We start from the raw sequence: 20,918 nt of genomic DNA on the forward strand, positions 1-20,918 counted from the left end.
GAACAATCCCAATAATTTCAGATACAATCTTTCCAACCTCGGAAGTGAGGCCCGGACTGGGGTTGCGGGGGGCAAGTATTCATCCGGGCCTCCGCCAATCTCGCGACCGGCAGGCTGATAACGGGCGAAACCTGTTTCGGTTGCAGGAAATCGGTCGCAGGCTGATTATTTTTGCTGTCAGGTTGCAACTTTACCGCGCGATATGATCGCTCTTGAACCGGGCCGCCGAAGAGTTATTTTCCCTGTATCGATTGGCTGACCAGAGGATTTTTCACCATGGCATATGGCAAGCGTTCCATTTGCACCCTTTTCGCGGTTATAGCAGGCCCGGCAATGCTCTTCGCGCCTTCTGTTTCGGCGCAGGCTCAGGATGCAAACCCCATCGAGCGGGTCGATTACATCTGCGAACGTGGGGTCGTCGTGCCTGTCACCTATATCCGCAATGGTAGTGCGCCCGGCTTTGCGGTTCTCGATGCGGAAGGCAAGATGATCGCGCTGCAATGGCATGACAGTCTCAAGAAATATGTCGCCATCGATGAGCAGGACAGCTACCGCTGGAGCGACAAGGACGGTCAGGCTGTGCTGAGCCATCTCGAAGCCGATCACACCGCCAAGGAAGTGACGCTGCTGTCAGCCTGCCGTTCGGACGACTCGGAAGAATAGACGACCCTGTTATGGGACGAGGTAGTGCTTGTCCCACTGGTTCTGGGGCACTTCATCGCCGATATCGTAGCGAAACGAAACGATATTGATATGTTCCTCATCCGTCTTGCAGACAAAGGACAGCTTGTACCAGTGCTCGCGGCTGCGGAAGGCAGCGCCATCGGCCTCGATCGAATTCTTCGTGGTCACGGGATCGGAGAAGGCATAGGCCAGAACCTTGTCGACCGAAAACTTCTGTTCCCGCGTGATGCGTTCCATTGCTTCCACGTCGCAACGTTGCTCAAGGCGGGTTGCCGGATCGAGCTTCTCGAGCTGGGCCTTTTCGGAAGCATTCATTGCAAAAGACGGAGAAACCGCCGGGCCGAACGAGAGGAGACCAACAACAGCGGACGCAGGCAACACAAGGGATTTGAATTTCATCGGACTTTCGGGAACTCCTCGGTACTCACATTATCGGCGGCGATAATAAGCATGATTTGCGGCAATGTGCGGATCATCACCGGAAAGTTATCGAAGACCACCCGTAAAAACCGCCATCCCCAAAATTCGTCCGCTCTGTGAACTATCCGTCGCTGTTCGGGTTCAACCCTTCCACATAGGTGCGGTTGCGTCCTTCTTTCTTGGCGGCGTAGAGGATTTTGTCGGCCTTATCGACCGCCTGCCAGAAATCACCCTGCTCCGGCAAACGGACACAGCCGATGCTGCATGTGACGCTGGCTTCCTTTGCGAGGCGCTGGAACCGGTGCCTCTCGATGTTCTGTCGCACACCTTCCATAAGCTGGAAGACATTATCGGCATGCATGTCGTCGACACAGATCACGAACTCCTCCCCGCCAGTACGCGCAATCAGTGGCCGTTCGCCGATGAGCTTGCGCAGGATTCCAGCGAATTCCTTCAAAACCGCGTCGCCCGCCGCATGGCCATAGGCATCATTCAGCGCCTTGAAGTAATCGATATCGCAAACGGCAACCCAGCCGGGCACGCCCTTTTTCGTCTGTGAAAGCGCATCGTAGCGCATTTCCAGTCCGCGCCGGTTGAGGAGCCCGGTCAAGGGATCGCTGTCACGTTCATGCGACAGTTCGCCGATACGATCGTAACCGGCAGCGGCCAGCAAGGCGAAGCCGGTGACAACCGCTGCGATAGCGGTAGAAAACACCGTCCATTGCCAGAAAACAGTCGTTGCGAAATCGTCGCCATCGACATCGCCGAGCAGGGAACGGGCGGTCAGAAGCGTGCGCGGCACGAATTGCAATGCCACCAGAACGAGCATGACCAGCAGCAGCTTGTCCACCAGCGGCCCCTTGAACAGCCGCCGCGCCTGCCATGCGAAAGAAAGGATCAACGTGGCCATGCCCAGATTGAGCACATAGACCCGCGACAGAAGATCGGGCTCAATATAGCAATAATACCAGACACCGCCGACGATGAGGGCAAAGCTCAATATGTAGAAGGCAGATGTAAGCCGCAGCCCGCTTCGCTGCAAAATGCCATAGCCGCCAACCAGCGTGCCTCCGACATAAAATGCGGCGGAAAGCACCGTGTTCAGATTGTCGTCCGAAGGGAAATCACCAAGCTGGACCAGCATTGCGAGGCCGATCAGCAGGAAACAAGCGCCGCAGGACGCCAGAAACCGGCGACCGCGATCGGAAAGCCACGCCGAGAAAAAGGCGAACGCGAACAGCAGCAAAACGGCGGGAAGTACAAATTTCATATAAATCGGACGCGCAAATTACAATTTCTGGGAGAAGTCTTATTGCGCCCTCTCAAGAAAATTACAATTGAGTAAATTAAAACCTCCGCGTGAACCAGCCATGCGTGGAGGACAAACCTGCTGCGCCAAACATCGCCATCCGCTATGCTTTCGCTCTTGATTTCGGCGGGCTGTCCGTGTTTGTAACCTGCAAACACTGCTGTGATATCCGCCACGCAGTCCCGTCGCGAAAGGAAGAGACATGAAGCCCGTTTTCCTGCAACTGCAGTGCGCCCCCGGCAAGACCTACGAAGTTGCCGATACGCTCTTTCAGCGCGAAATCGTCTCCGAGCTTTATTCCACCAGCGGCGAATTCGACCTTCTGGCCAAGATCTACATTGCCGAGGATCAGGATATCGGCAAGTTCATCAACGAGAATGTTCTCAACATTCCCAACATCATCCGTTCACTGACGACGCTGACCTTCACCGCCTTCTGACATCGCGGCCTCCAAAACCGGTAAAGGTTTGATTCACCATTAACGAATTATCATGCCGGCGAAGGGAACCTCTGCTTGCGCTCGCGCATTTCTTGCGTGAAGGGCTCACCTCAAAAAGGGAGGCAGCGAGACAAGTGATGAATGATCTTGGACAGCGGCGGGTATTGGTGGTGGAAGACGAGATTTTCGTCGCCCTCGATGTCGCCGCGACTGTCGAGGATGCGAACGGAACCGTTCTCGGTCCGGTCGGCACCGTCCGGCAAGCAATAGATATCATCAATCGCAATGAAGTTGATGCCGCCATTCTCGATGTGAACCTCGCCGATGGCGATGTGGAAGCCGTGCTGGACCGGTTGAAGAGCCGTGATGTCTTCGTGGTCATCCATACCGGCGGTGGCCTTCCAGCGCGCCTTGCGGCACGTTATCCCGGAATACCGGTCTTTCAGAAGCCTGTGCTGCCATCCCGGCTGACGCGCGCTCTGGCTTCCGCCTTTTCGTCGCATAGGGTGCAGCAAGCCTGATGCTGCGGAACCGCCCGGATTTCGCAACGGTTCTGAAGGAAGTCGAGGCTGACGCAGGCCCCGAGGAAAACACCCGTCCGCCGCAATTCGGGTTTGCTTCCGCCGTCTTTTCCGTGGGTTTCGGCGATACGCCAGCAACACCCCGCCAGCCGGACGATCTTGAAAGCCTGTTCGATATTGAGAGCGTGCCGGAGGCTGCGCCCGAGCCTGAACAGGAAAGACAGGCGATAGAAGCGCGGATGCAGAAGCTGTCGCCGGATGCAATCCGCCAGGAGCTGGACCTGCATTCCGGCCTGAGACGCTCCGAACTGCAACGGCGGCGGCGCAGCTTTGCCGCCAGCAATCATCCGGACCGCCTGCCGGAAGAGTTTCGCCTTGCCGCGGAACAGCGGATGAAAACGGCGAATGCCCTGCTGGATGCCGCCATGGCAGACGCACCATCTTGAGGCCGAGCAACTTCCTTACGTTTTCAGCGCAATATCTTTTGCATTATAACAATAACGTGCTAGATTGCCGTGTCTGTGCCTGCGAAAGCTGTCGCACGCCGGAACCCTTTCCGTTGTCCGCAAGTCTGCGAATGGTTCAGCCCCGATAGTATGGGGCAATTTGCGCTTTGCTCAGCGGGAACGGTTCTGTCATATCGACGTTACACATTGGAATAGTTCCTAAAAGGTTTGAAAATGCCTCCTTATCGTTCGCGTACAACCACCCACGGTCGCAACATGGCCGGCGCGCGCGGCCTATGGCGCGCCACCGGCATGAAGGATGAGGATTTCGGCAAGCCGATTATTGCCGTGGTGAACTCGTTCACCCAGTTCGTGCCCGGCCACGTGCACCTGAAGGACCTCGGCCAGCTCGTTGCGCGCGAAATTGAAAGCGCTGGCGGCGTGGCAAAAGAATTCAACACCATTGCGGTCGATGACGGCATCGCCATGGGTCACGACGGCATGCTCTATTCGCTGCCGTCGCGTGAACTCATCGCCGACTCGGTCGAATATATGGTCAATGCCCATTGCGCCGATGCGATGGTCTGCATTTCCAACTGCGACAAGATCACTCCCGGTATGCTGATGGCCGCTCTGCGCCTCAATATCCCGGTCGTGTTCGTTTCCGGCGGTCCGATGGAAGCAGGCAAGGTCGTCTGGGACGATCAGGTCAAGAAGCTCGACCTCGTCGATGCGATGGTTGCAGCTGCCGACGACAGCTACACCGACGATCAGGTCAAGGCGATTGAGCGTTCAGCCTGCCCGACCTGCGGTTCGTGCTCAGGCATGTTCACCGCGAATTCGATGAACTGCCTCACCGAAGCGCTCGGCCTGTCGCTGCCGGGCAATGGCTCCACGCTCGCAACCCATGCCGACCGCAAGCGCCTCTTCGTGGAAGCCGGTCATCTGGTTGTCGATCTCGCCCGCCGTTATTACGAGCAGGACGACGAAAGCGTGCTGCCGCGCTCGATTGCAAGCTTCCCGGCTTTTGAAAACGCCATGACGCTCGACATTGCCATGGGCGGTTCGACCAATACGGTTCTGCATCTGCTTGCAGCTGCACAGGAAGCCGAGATCGATTTCACCATGGCCGATATCGACCGCCTGTCCCGCCGCGTGCCGGTGCTCTGCAAGGTCGCGCCTGCCAACAATACCGTTCACATGGAAGATGTGCACCGCGCAGGCGGCATCATGGGCATTCTCGGCCAGCTCGACAAGGCAGGCCTGATCAATACCGATCTGCCAACCGTGCACAGCGAAACGGTTGCCAAGGCGCTCGATCATTGGGACGTGACCCGCACCAACAGCGACATGGTGCACAAGTTCTATTCGGCTGCGCCCGGTGGCGTGCCGACGCAGGTTGCCTTCTCTCAGGAACGCCGCTTCGACAGCGTCGATACCGACCGTGAAAAGGGCGTCATCCGCTCCAAGGAACACGCCTTCAGTCAGGATGGTGGTCTGGCCGTGCTTTACGGCAATCTGGCCGAAGACGGCTGCATCGTGAAGACGGCTGGCGTGGACGACTCCATCCTGAAATTCTCCGGCCCCGCCCGCATCTTTGAAAGTCAGGATACCGCGGTACTCGGCATTCTGAACGGCAAGATCAAGGCTGGCGACATTGTGCTGATCCGCTATGAAGGCCCGCGCGGTGGCCCCGGCATGCAGGAAATGCTCTACCCGACCAGCTATCTGAAGTCGAAAGGCCTCGGCAAAGCCTGCGCGTTGATCACCGATGGACGTTTCTCGGGCGGCTCTTCGGGCCTCTCGATCGGCCACGTCTCGCCGGAAGCAGCCGAAGGCGGCACGATCGGGCTGGTACGCGAAGGCGATATCATCGATATCGACATTCCAAACCGCAAGATCCATCTGGCTGTTGATGATGCAACGCTGGCAGAACGCCGCGCCGAGCAGGATGCGACTGGCTGGAAGCCAGCGGAGACACGCAAGCGCAAGATTTCCACCGCGCTTAAGGCTTATGCTTCCATGGCAACCAGCGCCGCCAAGGGCGCGGTACGGAAGTTGCCGGATTGATTTCGTAAGAAAGTATTTTACTAAGGGCTCTTCGGAGCCCTTTTTATTTTTTCGGGAGACTGGAGATCATGAATTTCAGAACAATGCTATTTGCATCTATATCTGTTTCTTTATTATCAATTACTGCAACATATGGTGAAGAGCTCACCAAGCAAGATTATCTCGCACTCCCTGCAAAATCTTTGAAAAATTTTCAATGTGCAATTCTCATCCAGAACATAGGAACTGCAATAAATCCATCTGCCTCTTCCTTCCTATTATCGACCAGCTTCACACAAAAGGCTTATGATCTAGGAAAGCAATATTATGAGGCACTAGAAAGCAACAAGATTAGTGTCATGGATCTCACGCTTGACATGCCTTCAGAGTTTAAACTGGACACAGTTGCAATCATGGCACGAGACCCACAGGAAGTAATCGCTTTCAAATTAGGACGTATTTCAGTCAAAGCGACAGCCGACCTTCTTTATAAGGTTGGAGCTGTGAATGATGAGGGCGAAGTCGACACCTCCAAGTTCAGACAGAAATCTCCGGAACTTCTGGATGAATATTGCGACTTCGAGGGACTGAACATGCCTGCTCCAATGCTAGAGAAGCTGCAGCAGGACCTTAAATCATCGATCCATGAATAAGCTCAACGACTATTACTGAAGAACCCTCTCCACAGCAGGCATCAGATCGTTCTTCACCGACTCTGGCGTAAACGGCCCGACATGCTTGTAGACGATCTTGCCGTTCTGATCGACGAGGAAGGTTTCCGGCACGCCGTAGACGCCCCATTCGATGGCTGAACGCCCGGCGCGGTCGGCACCGACTGCGGCAAAGGGATTACCGAGATCGCCGAGAAAACGGCGCGCATTTTCCGGCTGGTCCTTGTAATTGAGGCCAACCACGCGGATGCGTTCATCCTTGGCGATTTCCATCAACAGCGGGTGCTCCTGACGACAGGGAACGCACCACGATCCCCAGACATTCACCAGTGTCAGCTTGCCCTTAAACTCTTCGCTGTTGAGGCCGGGAACAGGCGCGCCATCGCGCACCAGCCCCTCGACGGGCGGCAGGTTCGTCTGCGGTGCCTGCTTGCCGATCAAAGCGGAAGGGATCGTCGTATTGTCCTTGCCCGACAGAAGCTGGACCGCAAACACCGCCGCCAGTCCGACGAAAATCGCCAGCGGCAGCAGGGCAACCCATGTGGAGCGCTTTTTCGGCGCGGCTGGCTTCTCGGTCGTTTCGGTCATTGTGCTTTACCGGGGGCTTTTGCAGAACGGCGGCGCACACCCTGCGCCTCAAGCCGCTTCAGTTCGTTTTTCTGGATACGCTGATCGATCAATATCCAGCCGATGGTGACGGCGAGTGCCGCGACCGTGATGCCATAGGATGCGAGAACATAGCCAAGATGGTTCATACTGCACCCTCCTGTGCTTTGCGATTGCGGTCGGCATTCCGTGCGGCAAGCTTCTTCATCGACGCGACGCGGCGGCGCCAGATTTCATTGCGCATGGCCATCATATGCAGTGTGAAGAACAGAAGCGAGAAGCCGATGGCCATCACGAAAAGCGGGCGCAACATGGAGCCGTCGATGGTCGGGCCATCCATGCGGAAAACAGATGCTGGCTGATGCAGCGTGTTCCACCAGTCGACCGAGAATTTGATGATCGGAATATTGATGAAGCCGACCAGCGTGAGCACGGCCACAGGTTTGGCGCTTTTCGCCGGATCGTCCATGGCGCGCGACAGCGCGATAATGCCGAGATACATCAGGAACAGCACGAAAACCGAAGTCAGTCGCGCATCCCACACCCACCACGTGCCCCACATCGGCTTGCCCCAGAGCGAACCAGTGGCAAGCGCAAGCGCGGTGAAGACGGCACCGAGCGGAGCGGCGGCGCGGATCGACACATCGGCCAGCGGATGCCGCCAGACCAGCGTGCCCAGCGCCGAAACAGCCATGATCGAATAGCACATCATGGAAAGCCATGCGAAAGGCACATGGATATACATGATGCGAACCGTCATGCCCTGCTGGTAGTCTTCCGGCGACAGGAAAAAGACCATATAGAGACCAGCCGCCAGAAACAGCACCGAAAGCACGGCCAGCCATGGCAACACCTTGCCTGCAAAGGCTAGGAAGCGCGTGGGATTGGCCAGATCGAGCCAGCTCGTGGTTTTAACGGCGTCTTTGGTCATGTCTTTTTCCATGGCCTATACTTACCTTCCACCCCCGTGCCGTTCAATTGACCGTAATCAACTGCGTCAATCCGCCGAACTTGATCGTTTCCGAAAACCGGTTCCCACTTTTCGGGATCATGTTCAATCCGCCGAACTTTTCAGTGCCGCGCTCGCGGCCAGAGGCCCGAGGACGGCAAAGAACAGGGTGAGTGCTGCAAGAATAAGGAATGGCGCCAGAAAGGGCACATTGTCTACTGTCGCTCCATGCGAAGCTGATACACCGAAAATGAGCACCGGAATGGTGAGCGGCAGAACGATCACCGACACCAGCAACCCGCCACGCGGCAGCGCCACGGCAAGGGCTGCACCCACAGCACCAATGAAGGCGATGGCGGGCGTTCCCACCAGAAGCGTCAGCGATGTTGCGCCGATTGCCGATGCATCCATGTTCATGAACAGGCCGAGCATTGGCGATGCGATTACCAGCGGCAGCACACTTGCCACCCAATGGGCCACGCATTTCACAAAAACCGTGAAGGCCAGCATGTGACTGTCCGCGCCGATCAGCAGCAGGTCGAGCGAACCATCCTCCCGGTCAGCCTGAAACAGCCGGTCGAGCCCCAGTAGCGTTGCCAGCAACGCGCCGATCCACAGCATGGCAGGACCGATGCGTGCGAGAAGGTTGAGATCAGGCCCGACGCCGAAGGGCATCACCGAAATCACGGCCAGAAAGAATAGGATTCCGATCAGCGCGCCACCACCGGCGCGGAAACTGAGGCGCAAATCTCTCAGAAAAAGCGCCAGCATCAGGCAGCCTCGACTGAACAGGCGGCCATGTCGAGCGCGCTGACACCTTCAAGGCCAAGAGGAATATGCGTTGCAGCGACGATCATGCCGCCGTCGCGCATATGTCCGCGCATCAGCTCGGCGAAGCGGGCTTCGGACGCCTTGTCGAGACCGGCGGTCGGTTCATCGACGATCCAGAGCGGACGATGGCTGACCAGAAGCTTGGCAATGGAAACACGGCGCTTCTGCCCCGTCGACAGATAACCGAACGGCAGATGCTCCACGCCGGGCAGATCGACGGCTTCCAGCGCCTCATCGATCTCCGTTTGCGCAGCACCATTGAACTTCTGCCAGAAGGACAGGTTTTCACGCACGCTGAGCGCCGGTTTCATCGCGTTCTGATGGCCGAGATAATGGCAGGCGGCGCGCACCGGAAGAACTGTGCCATCCTCGCGAAGTTCCACCTTTCCTGCTTCTGGCAGAAGCAGGCCGCAGATGATTCGCAGCAGCGTGGACTTGCCCGAGCCATTCGGGCCGGTCACCACCAGCGCCTCGCCTTCACTGAGAGCAAAAGACAGGCCAGCGAAAATCGTTTCCCCGCCTCTCTCGCCCGCCAGATTTTCGGCTTCAAGCCGCATTTTATACCCTCTAAGCCCCGATGGATAATTGCCAGACCAATAGAACCGGCCCCTCGGAAAATCTATGGAAAGGCATCGCAACATTTCGCCGCAAGGGGCCGAATTCACGATATTCTGTCTGGAATCGTTTTAGAAAACTCTCTATATGAGGGCTACCACGCCAGCGGTCGGCGTGGAAACCATTTTTGGCCGATCTCAACCTGTTGCCCTCAAGGACACAGGCATCGGGACGGACAGCGGAAATGACTGCACCCGCACCTTGGCGCGTCCTTGAAACGCAGCAGAGGCGTTCGTCCTGGTTTTCCGGCCAGTAGCATGAAGGACGAACGCAGTGTCGCACATCGACAGCTTTAAATGCCGCAAAACCCTTACCGTAGGTGGTAAGGATTATGTTTATTACAGCCTGACCGAAGCCGAAAAGAACGGTCTCGAAGGCGTTTCCAAGCTTCCATTCTCCATGAAGGTTCTGCTCGAGAACCTGCTCCGCTTCGAGGACGACCGCTCCGTCAAGAAGTCGGACATCGAAGCTGTTGCCAAGTGGCTGAACGACCGCGGTTCCGCAGGCGCAGAAATCGCCTACCGCCCGGCCCGCGTGCTGATGCAGGACTTCACCGGCGTTCCTGCCGTCGTTGACCTTGCAGCCATGCGCGACGGCCTCAAGGCTCTTGGCGGCGATCCGGAAAAGATCAACCCGCTCGTTCCCGTCGATCTCGTCATCGACCACTCGGTCATCGTCGACGAATTCGGCAATCCAAGCGCATTCAAGGCCAATGTGGACCTCGAATATCAGCGCAACGGCGAACGCTACCGCTTCCTGAAGTGGGGCCAGCAGGCATTCAAGAACTTCCGCGTCGTTCCTCCGGGCACCGGCATCTGCCATCAGGTGAACCTCGAATATCTGGCCCAGGCTGTCTGGACCAAGGAAGAAGACGGCGAAACCGTTGCCTATCCCGACACCTGCGTCGGCACCGACAGCCACACCACCATGGTCAACGGCCTTGGCGTTCTGGGTTGGGGTGTTGGCGGCATCGAAGCTGAAGCTGCCATGCTCGGCCAGCCGGTTTCCATGCTTCTGCCGGAAGTCGTTGGCTTCCGTCTGACCGGCAAGATCAAGGAAGGCGTGACCGCGACCGACCTCGTTCTCACCGTCACGCAGATGCTGCGCAAGAAGGGCGTTGTCGGCAAGTTCGTCGAGTTCTTCGGCGAAGGCCTCGAAAACATGACGCTGGCCGACCGCGCAACCATCGCCAACATGGGCCCGGAATATGGCGCGACCTGTGGTTTCTTCCCGGTTGACCGCGAAACGCTCAACTACATGAACACGACCGGCCGCGACGAGCATCGCATCGAACTCGTCGAAGCTTATTGCCGTGCACAGGGCATGTGGCGCGACAAGGGCGCAGCCGATCCAGTCTTCACCGACATTCTCGAACTCGACATGAGCGACGTCGTTCCGTCGATGGCCGGCCCGAAGCGTCCGGAAGGCCGCATCGCACTGGAAAACATCGGTTCGGGCTTTGCCACCTCGCTCGAAAACGAGTACAAGAAGACCACCGGCCAGACCGCGCGTTATGCCGTTGAAGGCGAAGACTATGATCTCGGCCATGGCGATGTGGCGATTGCCGCCATCACGTCGTGCACCAACACCTCAAACCCGAGCGTGCTGATTGCGGCCGGCCTTCTGGCCCGCAATGCAGTTGCCAAGGGCCTCAAGACCAAGCCTTGGGTCAAGACGTCGCTGGCTCCCGGTTCTCAGGTCGTTGCCGCCTATCTCGAATCCGCTGGCCTCCAGAAGGATCTCGATGCGCTCGGCTTCAACCTCGTCGGCTTCGGCTGCACGACCTGCATCGGCAATTCCGGTCCGCTGCCTGCTCCGATCTCCAAGACGATCAACGAAAAGGGCCTGATCGCGGCTGCCGTTCTTTCCGGCAACCGTAACTTCGAAGGCCGTGTTTCGCCGGACGTTCAGGCCAACTACCTGGCTTCGCCGCCGCTCGTCGTCGCCCACGCTCTTGCCGGTACGGTCACCAAGGACCTGACCAAGGAGCCGCTCGGCGAAGACAAGGACGGAAACCCGGTATATCTCCGCGACATCTGGCCTTCCTCTCAGGAAATCCAGGAATTCATCGCCAAGAACGTCACCCGCAAGATCTTCTCGGAGAAGTATGCGGACGTGTTCAAGGGCGACGAAAACTGGCAGGCCGTTCAGGTTCCTGCGGGCCAGACCTATGCGTGGGACGACAACTCGACCTATGTGCAGAATCCGCCTTACTTCGTCGGCATGGGCAAGTCGGCCGGCACGATCGGCGACGTCAAGGGTGCCCGCATTCTGGGTCTCTTCGGCGACAAGATCACGACCGACCACATTTCGCCTGCCGGTTCCATCAAGGCACAGTCGCCAGCTGGCAAATACCTCATCGACCATGGCGTCGGCGTTGCAGACTTCAACCAGTACGGCACGCGTCGCGGCAACCATGAAGTGATGATGCGCGGCACCTTCGCAAACATCCGTATCCGCAACCACATGCTGGGCGAAAACGGACGTGAAGGTGGCTACACCATCCACTATCCGTCGAAGGAAGAAACCTCGATCTATGATGCTGCCATGCAGTACAAGGCCGAGGGCGTTCCGCTCGTCGTCTTCGCAGGCGTCGAATACGGCAACGGTTCTTCGCGTGACTGGGCTGCCAAGGGCACCAACCTGCTCGGCGTCAAGGCCGTGATCGCGCAGTCGTTCGAGCGTATCCACCGCTCCAACCTCGTCGGCATGGGCATTGTGCCTTTCGTCTTCGAGGAAGGCACCAGCTGGCAGACGCTCGGTCTCAAGGGCGACGAGATGGTCTCCATCGAAGGTCTCGCCGATGTGCGTCCGCGCCAGAAAGTCGAAGCTTCGATCACCTATGCCGACGGCTCGGTGAAGAAGGTTCCGCTCATCTGCCGCATCGATACGCTGGACGAACTCGACTACATGAAGAACGGCGGCATTTTGCAGACCGTTCTGCGCGATCTCGCTGCTTAATCAGCACGCGCTTTAAATTCAGAAGCCGCCGGAGAAATCCGGCGGCTTTTTTATTTTAGATTAGACACGGAAACTATCGGCCTGAACGGATCATTTCTCTGATTTTTACTGCTTTCTCAAAGTGATCAAGGGTATGGGTCTTGATCCACCACTCGGCAGCTTCCATGAGCAATTCCGGCTCCGTGTTCTTGTTGGCAAAGAAAGCATAGAACGAAATACCGACCAGCTCGCCTTTTTTCGCTATCTTCTCATCGCAAATGGCGATGGCTTTTTCTCTCAAGCTCGATCTCATGTTCAGCCAGTCTCGTTCTCGCACAATCTGTTGTGGGCTAATTTGGTGATATTCGCCCTTAAGGGTGAGATATGGGAATCGTAACGCCTGCGAATCTCACCGCAACGTGAATTCCTATTGATTGCAGGACTTCTTACATAATAGATGTCAGCGACAATTATTGCAGGATGAAACGAAGTGATACTCCACGCCCCCTTCTATGGGACAGGTTCATGGCTTACCGGCGAGCATTTGCCCGGCTGGCGTAGCATCTGTGCCGTTCTGGGGCTGGCATTCACCGGCTGCATCTCCATGCAGGGGCCCGCCAAGGCACAGGACAGCGGCAAGAAGACCGCCGTTCTGGAGCTCTACACCAGCCAGGGCTGCAAGTCCTGCCCCAAGGCTGACCAGAATTTCGCGAAATATGCCGACGATCCCAATGTTCTGGCGCTGTCGTTCCATGTCAATTACTGGGATTATATGGGATGGCGCGACACGCTTGCCACCCAGGAAAACACCGACCGGCAGAACGCCTATCGCAACTCCTTCAATGCGCGCATGATCTATACGCCGCAAGCCATCATCAATGGTACGACGGAAGTGAACGGTCGCGACAGCGAAGCCGTTCAGGCGCAGATTGCGGCCAACAAGCTGGATGTGCCGGTTTCGATCACACAGCTCGATGATGGACGCCTGTCCATCGATATCGGTGCAGGCAAGAAGCCGGAAGCGCCGGTGCATGTCGTGCTGTTCTATTTCCGCGATTCCGTGACCATTCCGATCACCGAAGGTGAAAATGCCGGTGAGGCTGTCACCTATCGCAACACTGTCCGCGATACCAATACGATCGGCATGTGGGACGGCAAGCCGCTGAAGATCGAAATCCCGGCGTCGGAACTGAAACGCAAGGATGTTTCAGGCTGTGCGGTGGTGCTGCAGGAAACGCGCGATGACAATTCGCTCGGCCCCATCCATGGCGCGGCCATGTTCAAGCAGAAGAAGCCGATCGGCCTTTGAGCTTTCTGCGATCCTCATCGCTCTTGCGCGATTTACAGCAAGAAATGCGTTTCGATCAGATCGAACAGATTCTCATTTTGGGCTGATGTAGCGTCTGGCATCTGGGCGAGTGTTGCAACTTGGTTCAGCGGGGGCTGGAAAAGGTTGGTTCGGCTCGGGCAGTCCTTTGGGCGGGGGGCTTGGGGTCGGACATACCCGAACCGAACCGTCTCAGGCAACGTGTAGATGCTGAAGCCATAATCAGGCTGGAATGCGAAGCTGACAAGGCGAAAATGTGGCCGACAATCACCATTCCAAACAGGCATTCTCTTTTCGTGAATAACTAATATAGAGCCCATAATCCCTATTTATTGGGGCTTTCCCCGCCAGATAATTGGCGATGAAAACCGGCCTGCGAAAGCCTCCCCTTGAAATTGCTTCACAAAAGCATCACCCTGTTGTCATGCGCCGGTTCGGTTCGCTTCGTCGCCATTGCCGAATATCCAAACCGGTTGCGCGCAGTTTGTTCTTGATCCCGCCCGGTCTTCGGTCCGGCTCTGCAAAAGGCTGAAAGGAACGACATGAATACGTCAAGCGTGGCGAATGAGGATTTGTCATCCCCTTCTCCCTCGTCTGCTTCGCCAAAGGTCGTTCCTATCGACCGTGTGCGACCGGCTCCCATCAGTTTCAACCGGCATGAACTTGCCAAAATCCTGAACATTTATGGCCGCATGGTTGCCTCCGGCACGTGGCGTGATTACGCCATTGATCATCTGGCTGACCGTGCGGTGTTTTCCATCTTTCGCCGCGCAAGCGAAGTACCGCTCTTCCGCATCGAGAAGAATCCGAAGCTGGCGCAGAAACAGGGCGCTTATTCGGTCATCGCTGCAAGCGGGCTTATCATGAAGCGCGGCCATGAGCTGGAACGCGTGCTGCGCGTGTTCGACAAGAGCCTCAAGCTCGTCGAAAGCTGATTTCGGCAGCGACTACAGGATCATGAAAGCGGCGGCGTCCCCGGCTCGATTGAACGCCCGCCGTTGAGCGGTAGCTGCATCAACACCGTGTCCAGCCAGCGTCCATGCTTGAACCCGGAGCCCTCGATACGTCCGCAATGGGTGAAGCCAAGACTCTCATGCAGCTTGACCGAACCGATATTGTGTTCGCCATCGCCGATGACCGCCAGCAATTGCCGGAACCCCAATGCAGCAATACGGTCGATGAGTTCCCGCAGCAAAAGCTTGCCGATACCCTTTCCCTTCGCATCCGGGGCGATATAGATCGAATCCTCCGCAAGCCAGCGGTAGGCAGGCCTGACGCGGAAATAACTCGCATAGGCATAGCCCAGAATCCGACCATCCTCCTCCGCGACGAGGATCGGAAAGCCCTGCTCCACGAATGCCTCAAAACGCTTCACCATTTCGTCCATTGTCGGCGGCTCGATCTCATAGGAGCCCGCGCCGGTCAGAACGGCTTCCGTATAGATGGTGGTGATCGTTTCAATATCGGCAGGCTGGAAATCACGAATGACGGGCATGGGAGGAACCGGAGGATAATTGTTGGACGGTTGCCAGAATGGTTCCAAAAGAACCACTCTGTCTATCTCTTTCTAAGCCCATCTTATTTGATCGAGGCAGAGCCAGAAATCAGTAAGGGGAACTAGGCACCGGCAACTGTGATGCTTCGATAATAGCGGCGTCGGAGTAGTCAACGCACGCCGCAAAGGCTGGCTCGATAGCTTTTGCCCAGTAAGCGAATCCTTCATTCGATTTGATCGCCAGCACAATCGACAGACCGGTTTACCGCTTTGGCTTTTGGCCATGGCATGAAGGGAAAGAGAATTATCACTTTAAAATAGATGTTGGATTGGCTTCCTGACGGATAAAGTCCGCCCGATCAGCAGTCGGGCGGGCTTTTATTTGAAAGAGATACCAAAGAGGGAACAATCAACGGCCCCACTCCGGTTTCACTGTCCCATAGACCTCCACCAATGGGTGGAAATCTATGGTTGGCCTCCCGGTCGCGAACTGTGTGCCCGGGAACTGGCAGCTTATCGATCACCAGGTAATCTTGAGACCGCCAGAGACCTTGCCTGCAACATTGGTGGAGCCGCCGAATTCGACAGAGCCACGCCCGAACAGGCTGACATTTTCCGACACACGGGCAACCACGCCAACGCCGACGTCATACCGCGTGCCACCCATGTCATTGCCAATGCCGGTGTTGGAAGCAACAAGACCGTTCTTCCCCTTGAACTCATGCTTCACATTGGCGTCCGCATAAGTTGTAACCGACTTGACAAACTTCTTCTTCTTCGGCGCGTCCGGCAGGACAGCAGGAACAGCCTTGGCGGCTTTGCCCTTCTTGCCCTTCACCTGCTTCTGCGCCTTTGGTGCAGGAACAGGGGCTGCTTCAACCGTCTCTTCTTCATCACCGAAGTAGAAGGTCTTTTCCAGACGCACGCCGACGCGACCAATCAGCGATTCAGCTTCCTGACCGTGCACGGCAATGCCGTAACTGTCGGTGAAGCTGTCGGCCTTCACCTTCGACCAGGTCAGCTGAGCCTGAGGCTGCAGCACGACATCGTTGCCAAGATCGAAGCCGTATCCCGTTTCAATCGACGCGGTGGTAGCCTTGCCCTTATAACCGTTCTGCAGGTCAAATCCGGAGACAGACTTGGCGTTGACACCAAATTCGAGCCAGTCCTGCTTCACCACGGCGTCGACATAAGCGCCGGTACCAGGCTTGCGATCGGTTGGAGCCTTCTGCTGCCAGGTCACATAGCCACCCAGACCTTTCGATGAGATCGAACCGTCAGCGGTACGGCCACGCACATCGAAGCTCGAATTGGCATATTCGCCGAACATGCCAATGGTGAGCTTGTCGCCAGCAACAAACACATCGCTCTTCGAATAGTCAGCGCCGATCTGAACGCCAGCAGTCGTCATGTCAAAGCCATGGCCATTATAACCGGTGATGCTCTTTGGCGAATAGGAACCCGTCTTGCCAATGCCGCGCATCCAGGCATGGTAGCCATCCTGCAGCTCTTCGGCGCGCAATTCACCCAGACGCTCATGGAACGTGTCAAGCGAGGTCAGGACATGGTTCTGGGCTGCCGAAAGCGCGATGTTGTAACCCGGTACGATATCGACAACATGGCCCGTGCTTGGACCAGGATTACCGGTACCATCGCCATCGTCTCCACCGTCACCTGGGCAATCGACGCCAGGCGCGCAGGCAGGCGGATCAACGACATCGCTGCCTTCGGTCTGCAGATACCAGTTCTGGCCATCGGCCTTCTTCAACTGGTAATCATAGATACCGACAACGGCTGCCGAACCGAGCTTGAACTCGGCGTCGCTTGCGCCACCGACCTCAACAACCTGAATGCCATCGGTTGCACCAGTTCCGGTCAAGGCGCCTGCACCGCCATTGTTGCGGACATTGATGAGGCCGTTACCGGTTGCATCGCCCGTAACCACAATCTTGTCGGTTTCGCTTGCCGCACCGCCCTGATTGAGCTTGGTGTTGAGAATGAATGAACCGCCATTCATCGCAAGGCTGCCAGCCTTCAGTGTCTTGTACGGATTAGCCGCATCGAAGTCGACAACGCCGTCATTGCTCAGCGCACCGACATCCGACGAACCCGTCATCGCCCAGTATGATGAACCATCAACAGATGCGCTCGTCACGCCCTTGGCCGCGCCATACCACTGACTTTTGTTCGACAGGGTTGCATCGATCACCGCACCATCGGCCTCGACAACCATATCACCCGACAACTGAACATTACCGTCAGCTGTCAAGGTCGTCGAGCCAGACGCAGCAGAGAGAACCGTACCGTAAGTACCGACCACCTGTGTTCCATTACGCAGATCGTAAACGACATTGCCGCTTTCCGTCTTCAGGGCCGGAGCATAAGAGCCGATAAAGGAGCGTTCCGCGATGACGATACTGTCATTCGCCAGAGAAACGCCATGGCTATCTGCACCAAACACCTGGAAGATCGAGCTGTTCATGGTGACAGTGCTGCCACCGGACGCCACCACACCATGAGCACCGGTTCCGTTCGGATTGAACCCGCCACCGGTCAGGTTGACGGTGCTGCCGCCTGCGGCAACCACAGCGTGCGAACCGTTACCCAGCGTTCTCACATCTGCACCCGATGCGTTGATCGTACCGCCGTTGAGAGCGTGAAGAGCAACTGCCTCGGCACCCGTCGTCGTAATTCGCGTGTTCAGCGCACCGTCTTCATGAGCGATGTTGACAACGGCACCGGTCGTCACGTTCACACCGTCAGCACCAACACCGTCGGTTCGGAAGCTGCCACTTGATACATCAACCTGTGTATCAGCGTCCAGGACACGAATGCCAAAAGAGCCTTCACCGGTTGTGGTCGCGAGAATATTCGTTGCTTCGAGCTTACTGCCAGTTTGTGCTGTCAAGCCATAAGCCGTCTGCCCACCAGTGACGATTTTTGTGTTTGCAACGTCGAGTTCGGAATTGCGCTGAATAGCGACCCCATAGGCTTTGAGACCTGAGGTCGTAATATCCAGATTAGACACCGAGCCGGTTGAGTTGCTGGAAAGAACCACACCATGGCTATCTTGAGCTGACGTCGAGACAACGACATTCGATGCGTCGAGATGGCTACCGCGTTCTATATTGAATGCTCGGGTCACACCTGAAGTGGTCACCGATCCACCATTATATGTTACCGAGGAACCTGCATCACCTGCCCAGACGGCAGCTCCGTTCCCGCCGAGCATGATGATATTCACATCGTTCGCAACCACCTGCCCACCGGCCCTTGCCATTATGCCCGCGCTGTTCACACCCGACGCAGTAAGGTTGCCACCGTTGATAACAGCTTCCGATCCCACATTGGATACACGAACTGCGTAAGCACCACCGCCAGCCGTCGTGATATCGACGTTGTTGACTTCTGCCTTGGCGCCAGCAGCTACATCGACACCGTAGGCATTGGCACCCAACGTGTTGATCGTGCCACCATTTGCGACAAGCGAGGTCCCGGCATAATTGAGCCGCAGGCCGGCGCTGTTGCTGCCTCCCGTCTTGATATTGACGTTATCGACGCTCACCTGAGCGCCGCTCCACGCATCGATGCCGTGTGCGGTGCCGCCAGTCGTTGAAATATTGCCGCCCTTGTAAACGAGCGTTGAGCCATCACCGCTCACGCGGGCGCCCGACGACGTACTACCACTCGTGGTGATGTTCACATTGGTCGCATTCGCCGATGCGCCCGCAGCAAGTTCAATACCCGGAGCCGTATTGGACCGCGTGATAATATCCGTGTCGGTAATCTCGGCATGGGTGCCAATGCCATTCGCGAACACGCCACGGGCATTGGCTCCAGTCGTTTCGATCTTGGACCCGCTGATAACGGCGCGTGAGCCATCGCGCAGGTTAACGCCATGGCCAACGGAGGTGATGCTGCCATTGCGCAGTTCCACGTTCGATCCGACAGCACCTGCACTGCTACCCGCATAGGCAAATATTCCGACACCACCGGAAGTGATCGTCGTTCCGTCGATGATGACATCGGCACCATTGATCAGTTCAAAGCCGTGCGTGCCGCCTTTGACGGTACCGCCGGTCATGTTCAGCGTGCTGCCATGCTGGACAAGCACGGCCTGCGAAACACCCTGAATGTCGCTGTTGGTCACGACAGCCGAGCCAACTGTGTCGATGAAACCGGAAATTCCGAGGCCGCCTTGCCCCGAAAGGGAGGAACCCGTGATGTTGGCGTTGCCGCCAAAGACGGTAACAACATAGCCACTCGGCGCGCCGCTCGGTGATGCCGTGGCGCCATTCATGTTCAACGTGCCGAACACGGTGGTTTCATTTACCTTACCGCCAGCCATCACATCGAGCGTTGCGTCGTTCTGAACGTTCCATGTTTCGGCAGGATCACCGGCACCAACAACTGCGGAACCGCCAGGCGCGACAGTGCCTGCATAAGCCACACCTGAAAGGACAGTCGAGGCTGCAAACAAAGCTATGCTCGCGGAAAGAAGCTTCCCGAGCGTATTGGTATTCTCTTTGGCGCGGACGTTGCTCCGCTTCTTGATGCCGTCGGGGGCTGGCATGGGTCTAGTCCTTTCGAAGCGCCGTTCTCGACGGCGAAATTTGGCGCGCAGCTGTTTTCCCCGAGCCGTCGGGTCGATGCGCTAACGTTGATTTTGTGAATGTCTGCAGACTGGAAGGGCAGACGACCTGGCGGGATGTCCGTCCTTCCAGTCGCTATCCGTCTCTCGGCAGAGGGACGGAAGCTGAATGGTTGATTATTTCATCAGTTCGCTGACACGATTGACCGCATTCTGGAAACCATTGAGCGAGATCGTGAAGTCGGCATCCTTGCCTTCATCCGTGATCGTCTTGACGGCAATGGTCTTACCCTTGCCAAGAGCTGCCGCCATCTTGGCGTCAGCCCTGATATCGACGACGCAACCGGCAAAGATGCAGGTGCGGAACCGGTTGGCATCCGAAGGCTGACCGTCGTCAATCTTCAGCGTCGCCCCCTTGTCGAGCTTGAGACCGAGCGGCAGTACCAGCACACCTTCAAGGCCCTTATCCTTTGGCTGCAATTCAACCGCCAGCACACGCTGGCTTGGGCCGTTCTTGACCTGACGCACCTGTTCCTGCTGCAAAGAGCAGACCTTGGTCTTCTTGTCGCCGTCAGCTGCAATACCGCACAGAACAGTCCAGTCGGCATATTGCTCCCGCAGTGAGGTTGCGCCATTGGGAAGCGTCGGATCGGCAGCATAGGCCGTTGCAGCGGCAAACGCCGCCATACCAATCCCAGAGAGAATTATGGACTTCTTCAGCATATCCGGGGCCGTCCTTTAAAGGCTGAGTGCGATAAAGTGGATTGCGCCTGCGCTAAGAAGGAAGGAAAAAAAGTAGATCATGATCCATCCAAGCCGTTGCGTAAAACGCAGATGGGCTCGGATTTCGGCCTCCAGCAGGTCATCGTTCAGCTTCGAAGTTTCGCAGACCTCGGACCGGGGCAAGGTATTTTCCATGATCGACATAACCGTCATTCCTCATCAGGCGTAAACCTGGCCGGCAATCGAGTGTACAAATTGGGGGGTAGTTTTCGTGCCGGTTCGGAGCTTAGATGGCTTTGATC

General features: G+C 56.8%; 20 protein-coding genes. 9 read left to right on the top strand and 11 right to left on the bottom strand.

Annotated features, from left to right (window positions below; translation table 11 throughout):
* Positions 1-276 precede the first annotated feature (276 nt).
* Positions 277-663, top strand: coding sequence for a hypothetical protein (locus AC1RHM_RS17475; RefSeq protein ID WP_010657954.1), 387 nt, complete (start codon positions 277-279; stop codon positions 661-663).
* 9 nt (positions 664-672) lie between these two features.
* Here AC1RHM_RS17475 and AC1RHM_RS17480 read toward each other — a convergent pair whose 3' ends face one another.
* Both AC1RHM_RS17480 and AC1RHM_RS17485 read right to left on the bottom strand, forming a co-directional pair.
* Positions 673-1,083, bottom strand: coding sequence for a DUF930 domain-containing protein (locus AC1RHM_RS17480; RefSeq protein WP_010657953.1), 411 nt, complete (start codon positions 1,081-1,083; stop codon positions 673-675).
* 142 nt (positions 1,084-1,225) lie between these two features.
* Entirely contained in the window at positions 1,226-2,374 is a 1,149-nt protein-coding gene (locus tag AC1RHM_RS17485) for a GGDEF domain-containing protein (RefSeq protein WP_010657952.1), read from the bottom strand.
* A gap of 241 nt (positions 2,375-2,615) precedes the next feature.
* Here AC1RHM_RS17485 and AC1RHM_RS17490 point away from each other — a divergent pair, with 241 nt between their 5' ends.
* The 5 genes from AC1RHM_RS17490 (at position 2,616) to AC1RHM_RS17510 (ending at position 6,521) form a co-directional block, all read left to right on the top strand.
* Positions 2,616-2,852, top strand: coding sequence for an Lrp/AsnC ligand binding domain-containing protein (locus AC1RHM_RS17490; RefSeq protein WP_010657951.1), 237 nt, complete (start codon positions 2,616-2,618; stop codon positions 2,850-2,852).
* Between the two features lie 137 nt (positions 2,853-2,989).
* Positions 2,990-3,373, top strand: a complete 384-nt coding sequence (locus AC1RHM_RS17495; RefSeq protein WP_011982335.1) for a response regulator — start codon at positions 2,990-2,992, stop codon at positions 3,371-3,373.
* A complete protein-coding gene (locus AC1RHM_RS17500) occupies positions 3,373-3,819 on the top strand; it encodes a hypothetical protein (RefSeq protein ID WP_010657949.1) in 447 nt (148 codons plus the stop codon). The genes AC1RHM_RS17495 and AC1RHM_RS17500 overlap by 1 nt, the downstream gene beginning before the upstream one ends.
* Positions 3,820-4,053: 234 nt before the next feature.
* On the top strand, positions 4,054-5,889 hold the full coding sequence (ilvD, locus tag AC1RHM_RS17505) for a dihydroxy-acid dehydratase (RefSeq protein WP_010657948.1): 1,836 nt from the start codon (positions 4,054-4,056) through the stop codon (positions 5,887-5,889).
* A gap of 68 nt (positions 5,890-5,957) precedes the next feature.
* Positions 5,958-6,521, top strand: a complete 564-nt coding sequence (locus AC1RHM_RS17510) for a hypothetical protein (RefSeq protein WP_010657947.1) — start codon at positions 5,958-5,960, stop codon at positions 6,519-6,521.
* A 12-nt stretch (positions 6,522-6,533) separates the two neighbouring features.
* On the opposite strand, the gene AC1RHM_RS17515 is transcribed toward AC1RHM_RS17510, so the two are convergent.
* From AC1RHM_RS17515 to ccmA, 5 genes are all read right to left on the bottom strand, one after another.
* Entirely contained in the window at positions 6,534-7,127 is a 594-nt protein-coding gene (locus tag AC1RHM_RS17515) for a DsbE family thiol:disulfide interchange protein (protein ID WP_010657946.1), read from the bottom strand.
* Positions 7,124-7,294, bottom strand: coding sequence for a heme exporter protein CcmD (gene ccmD, locus AC1RHM_RS17520; RefSeq protein WP_010657945.1), 171 nt, complete (start codon positions 7,292-7,294; stop codon positions 7,124-7,126). The genes AC1RHM_RS17515 and ccmD overlap by 4 nt, the downstream gene beginning before the upstream one ends.
* Positions 7,291-8,076, bottom strand: coding sequence for a heme ABC transporter permease (locus tag AC1RHM_RS17525; RefSeq protein WP_029375847.1), 786 nt, complete (start codon positions 8,074-8,076; stop codon positions 7,291-7,293). The genes ccmD and AC1RHM_RS17525 overlap by 4 nt, the downstream gene beginning before the upstream one ends.
* 123 nt (positions 8,077-8,199) lie before the next feature.
* Complete coding sequence (ccmB, locus tag AC1RHM_RS17530; protein WP_010657943.1) at positions 8,200-8,865, bottom strand: heme exporter protein CcmB; 666 nt, start codon at positions 8,863-8,865, stop codon at positions 8,200-8,202.
* Positions 8,865-9,482: a heme ABC exporter ATP-binding protein CcmA gene (gene ccmA, locus AC1RHM_RS17535; protein ID WP_010657942.1), complete on the bottom strand. Its 618-nt coding sequence runs from the start codon at positions 9,480-9,482 to the stop codon at positions 8,865-8,867. The genes ccmB and ccmA overlap by 1 nt, the downstream gene beginning before the upstream one ends.
* Positions 9,483-9,813: 331 nt before the next feature.
* On the opposite strand from ccmA, the gene acnA reads away from it, so the two are divergent.
* The gene (gene acnA, locus AC1RHM_RS17540) at positions 9,814-12,501 is read left to right on the top strand and encodes an aconitate hydratase AcnA (protein WP_010657941.1); all 2,688 of its coding nucleotides are present in this window, start codon (positions 9,814-9,816) and stop codon (positions 12,499-12,501) included.
* Between the two features lie 73 nt (positions 12,502-12,574).
* On the opposite strand, the gene AC1RHM_RS17545 is transcribed toward acnA, so the two are convergent.
* Complete coding sequence (locus AC1RHM_RS17545) at positions 12,575-12,793, bottom strand: DUF6500 family protein (RefSeq protein ID WP_010657940.1); 219 nt, start codon at positions 12,791-12,793, stop codon at positions 12,575-12,577.
* A 261-nt stretch (positions 12,794-13,054) separates the two neighbouring features.
* Between AC1RHM_RS17545 and AC1RHM_RS17550 the strand changes: the two genes are divergently transcribed.
* Positions 13,055-13,789 carry a DUF1223 domain-containing protein gene (locus AC1RHM_RS17550; RefSeq protein WP_029375846.1) on the top strand — a complete coding sequence of 245 codons (735 nt, stop codon included), beginning with the start codon at positions 13,055-13,057 and terminating at the stop codon, positions 13,787-13,789.
* A gap of 560 nt (positions 13,790-14,349) precedes the next feature.
* Positions 14,350-14,742 (top strand): DUF2794 domain-containing protein, encoded by a 393-nt coding sequence (locus AC1RHM_RS17555; protein WP_010657937.1) that lies wholly within the window; start codon positions 14,350-14,352, stop codon positions 14,740-14,742.
* A 20-nt stretch (positions 14,743-14,762) separates the two neighbouring features.
* Here AC1RHM_RS17555 and AC1RHM_RS17560 read toward each other — a convergent pair whose 3' ends face one another.
* From AC1RHM_RS17560 to AC1RHM_RS17570, 3 genes are all read right to left on the bottom strand, one after another.
* On the bottom strand, positions 14,763-15,302 hold the full coding sequence (locus AC1RHM_RS17560; protein WP_010657936.1) for a GNAT family N-acetyltransferase: 540 nt from the start codon (positions 15,300-15,302) through the stop codon (positions 14,763-14,765).
* Positions 15,303-15,822: 520 nt separating this feature from the next.
* Positions 15,823-19,875, bottom strand: a complete 4,053-nt coding sequence (locus AC1RHM_RS17565; protein WP_036577649.1) for an autotransporter outer membrane beta-barrel domain-containing protein — start codon at positions 19,873-19,875, stop codon at positions 15,823-15,825.
* Between the two features lie 195 nt (positions 19,876-20,070).
* Positions 20,071-20,616 (bottom strand): invasion associated locus B family protein, encoded by a 546-nt coding sequence (locus AC1RHM_RS17570; protein WP_036577648.1) that lies wholly within the window; start codon positions 20,614-20,616, stop codon positions 20,071-20,073.
* Positions 20,617-20,918 lie beyond the last annotated feature (302 nt).

Source organism: Brucella sp. GW823-FHT04E01 (assembly GCF_058796175.1).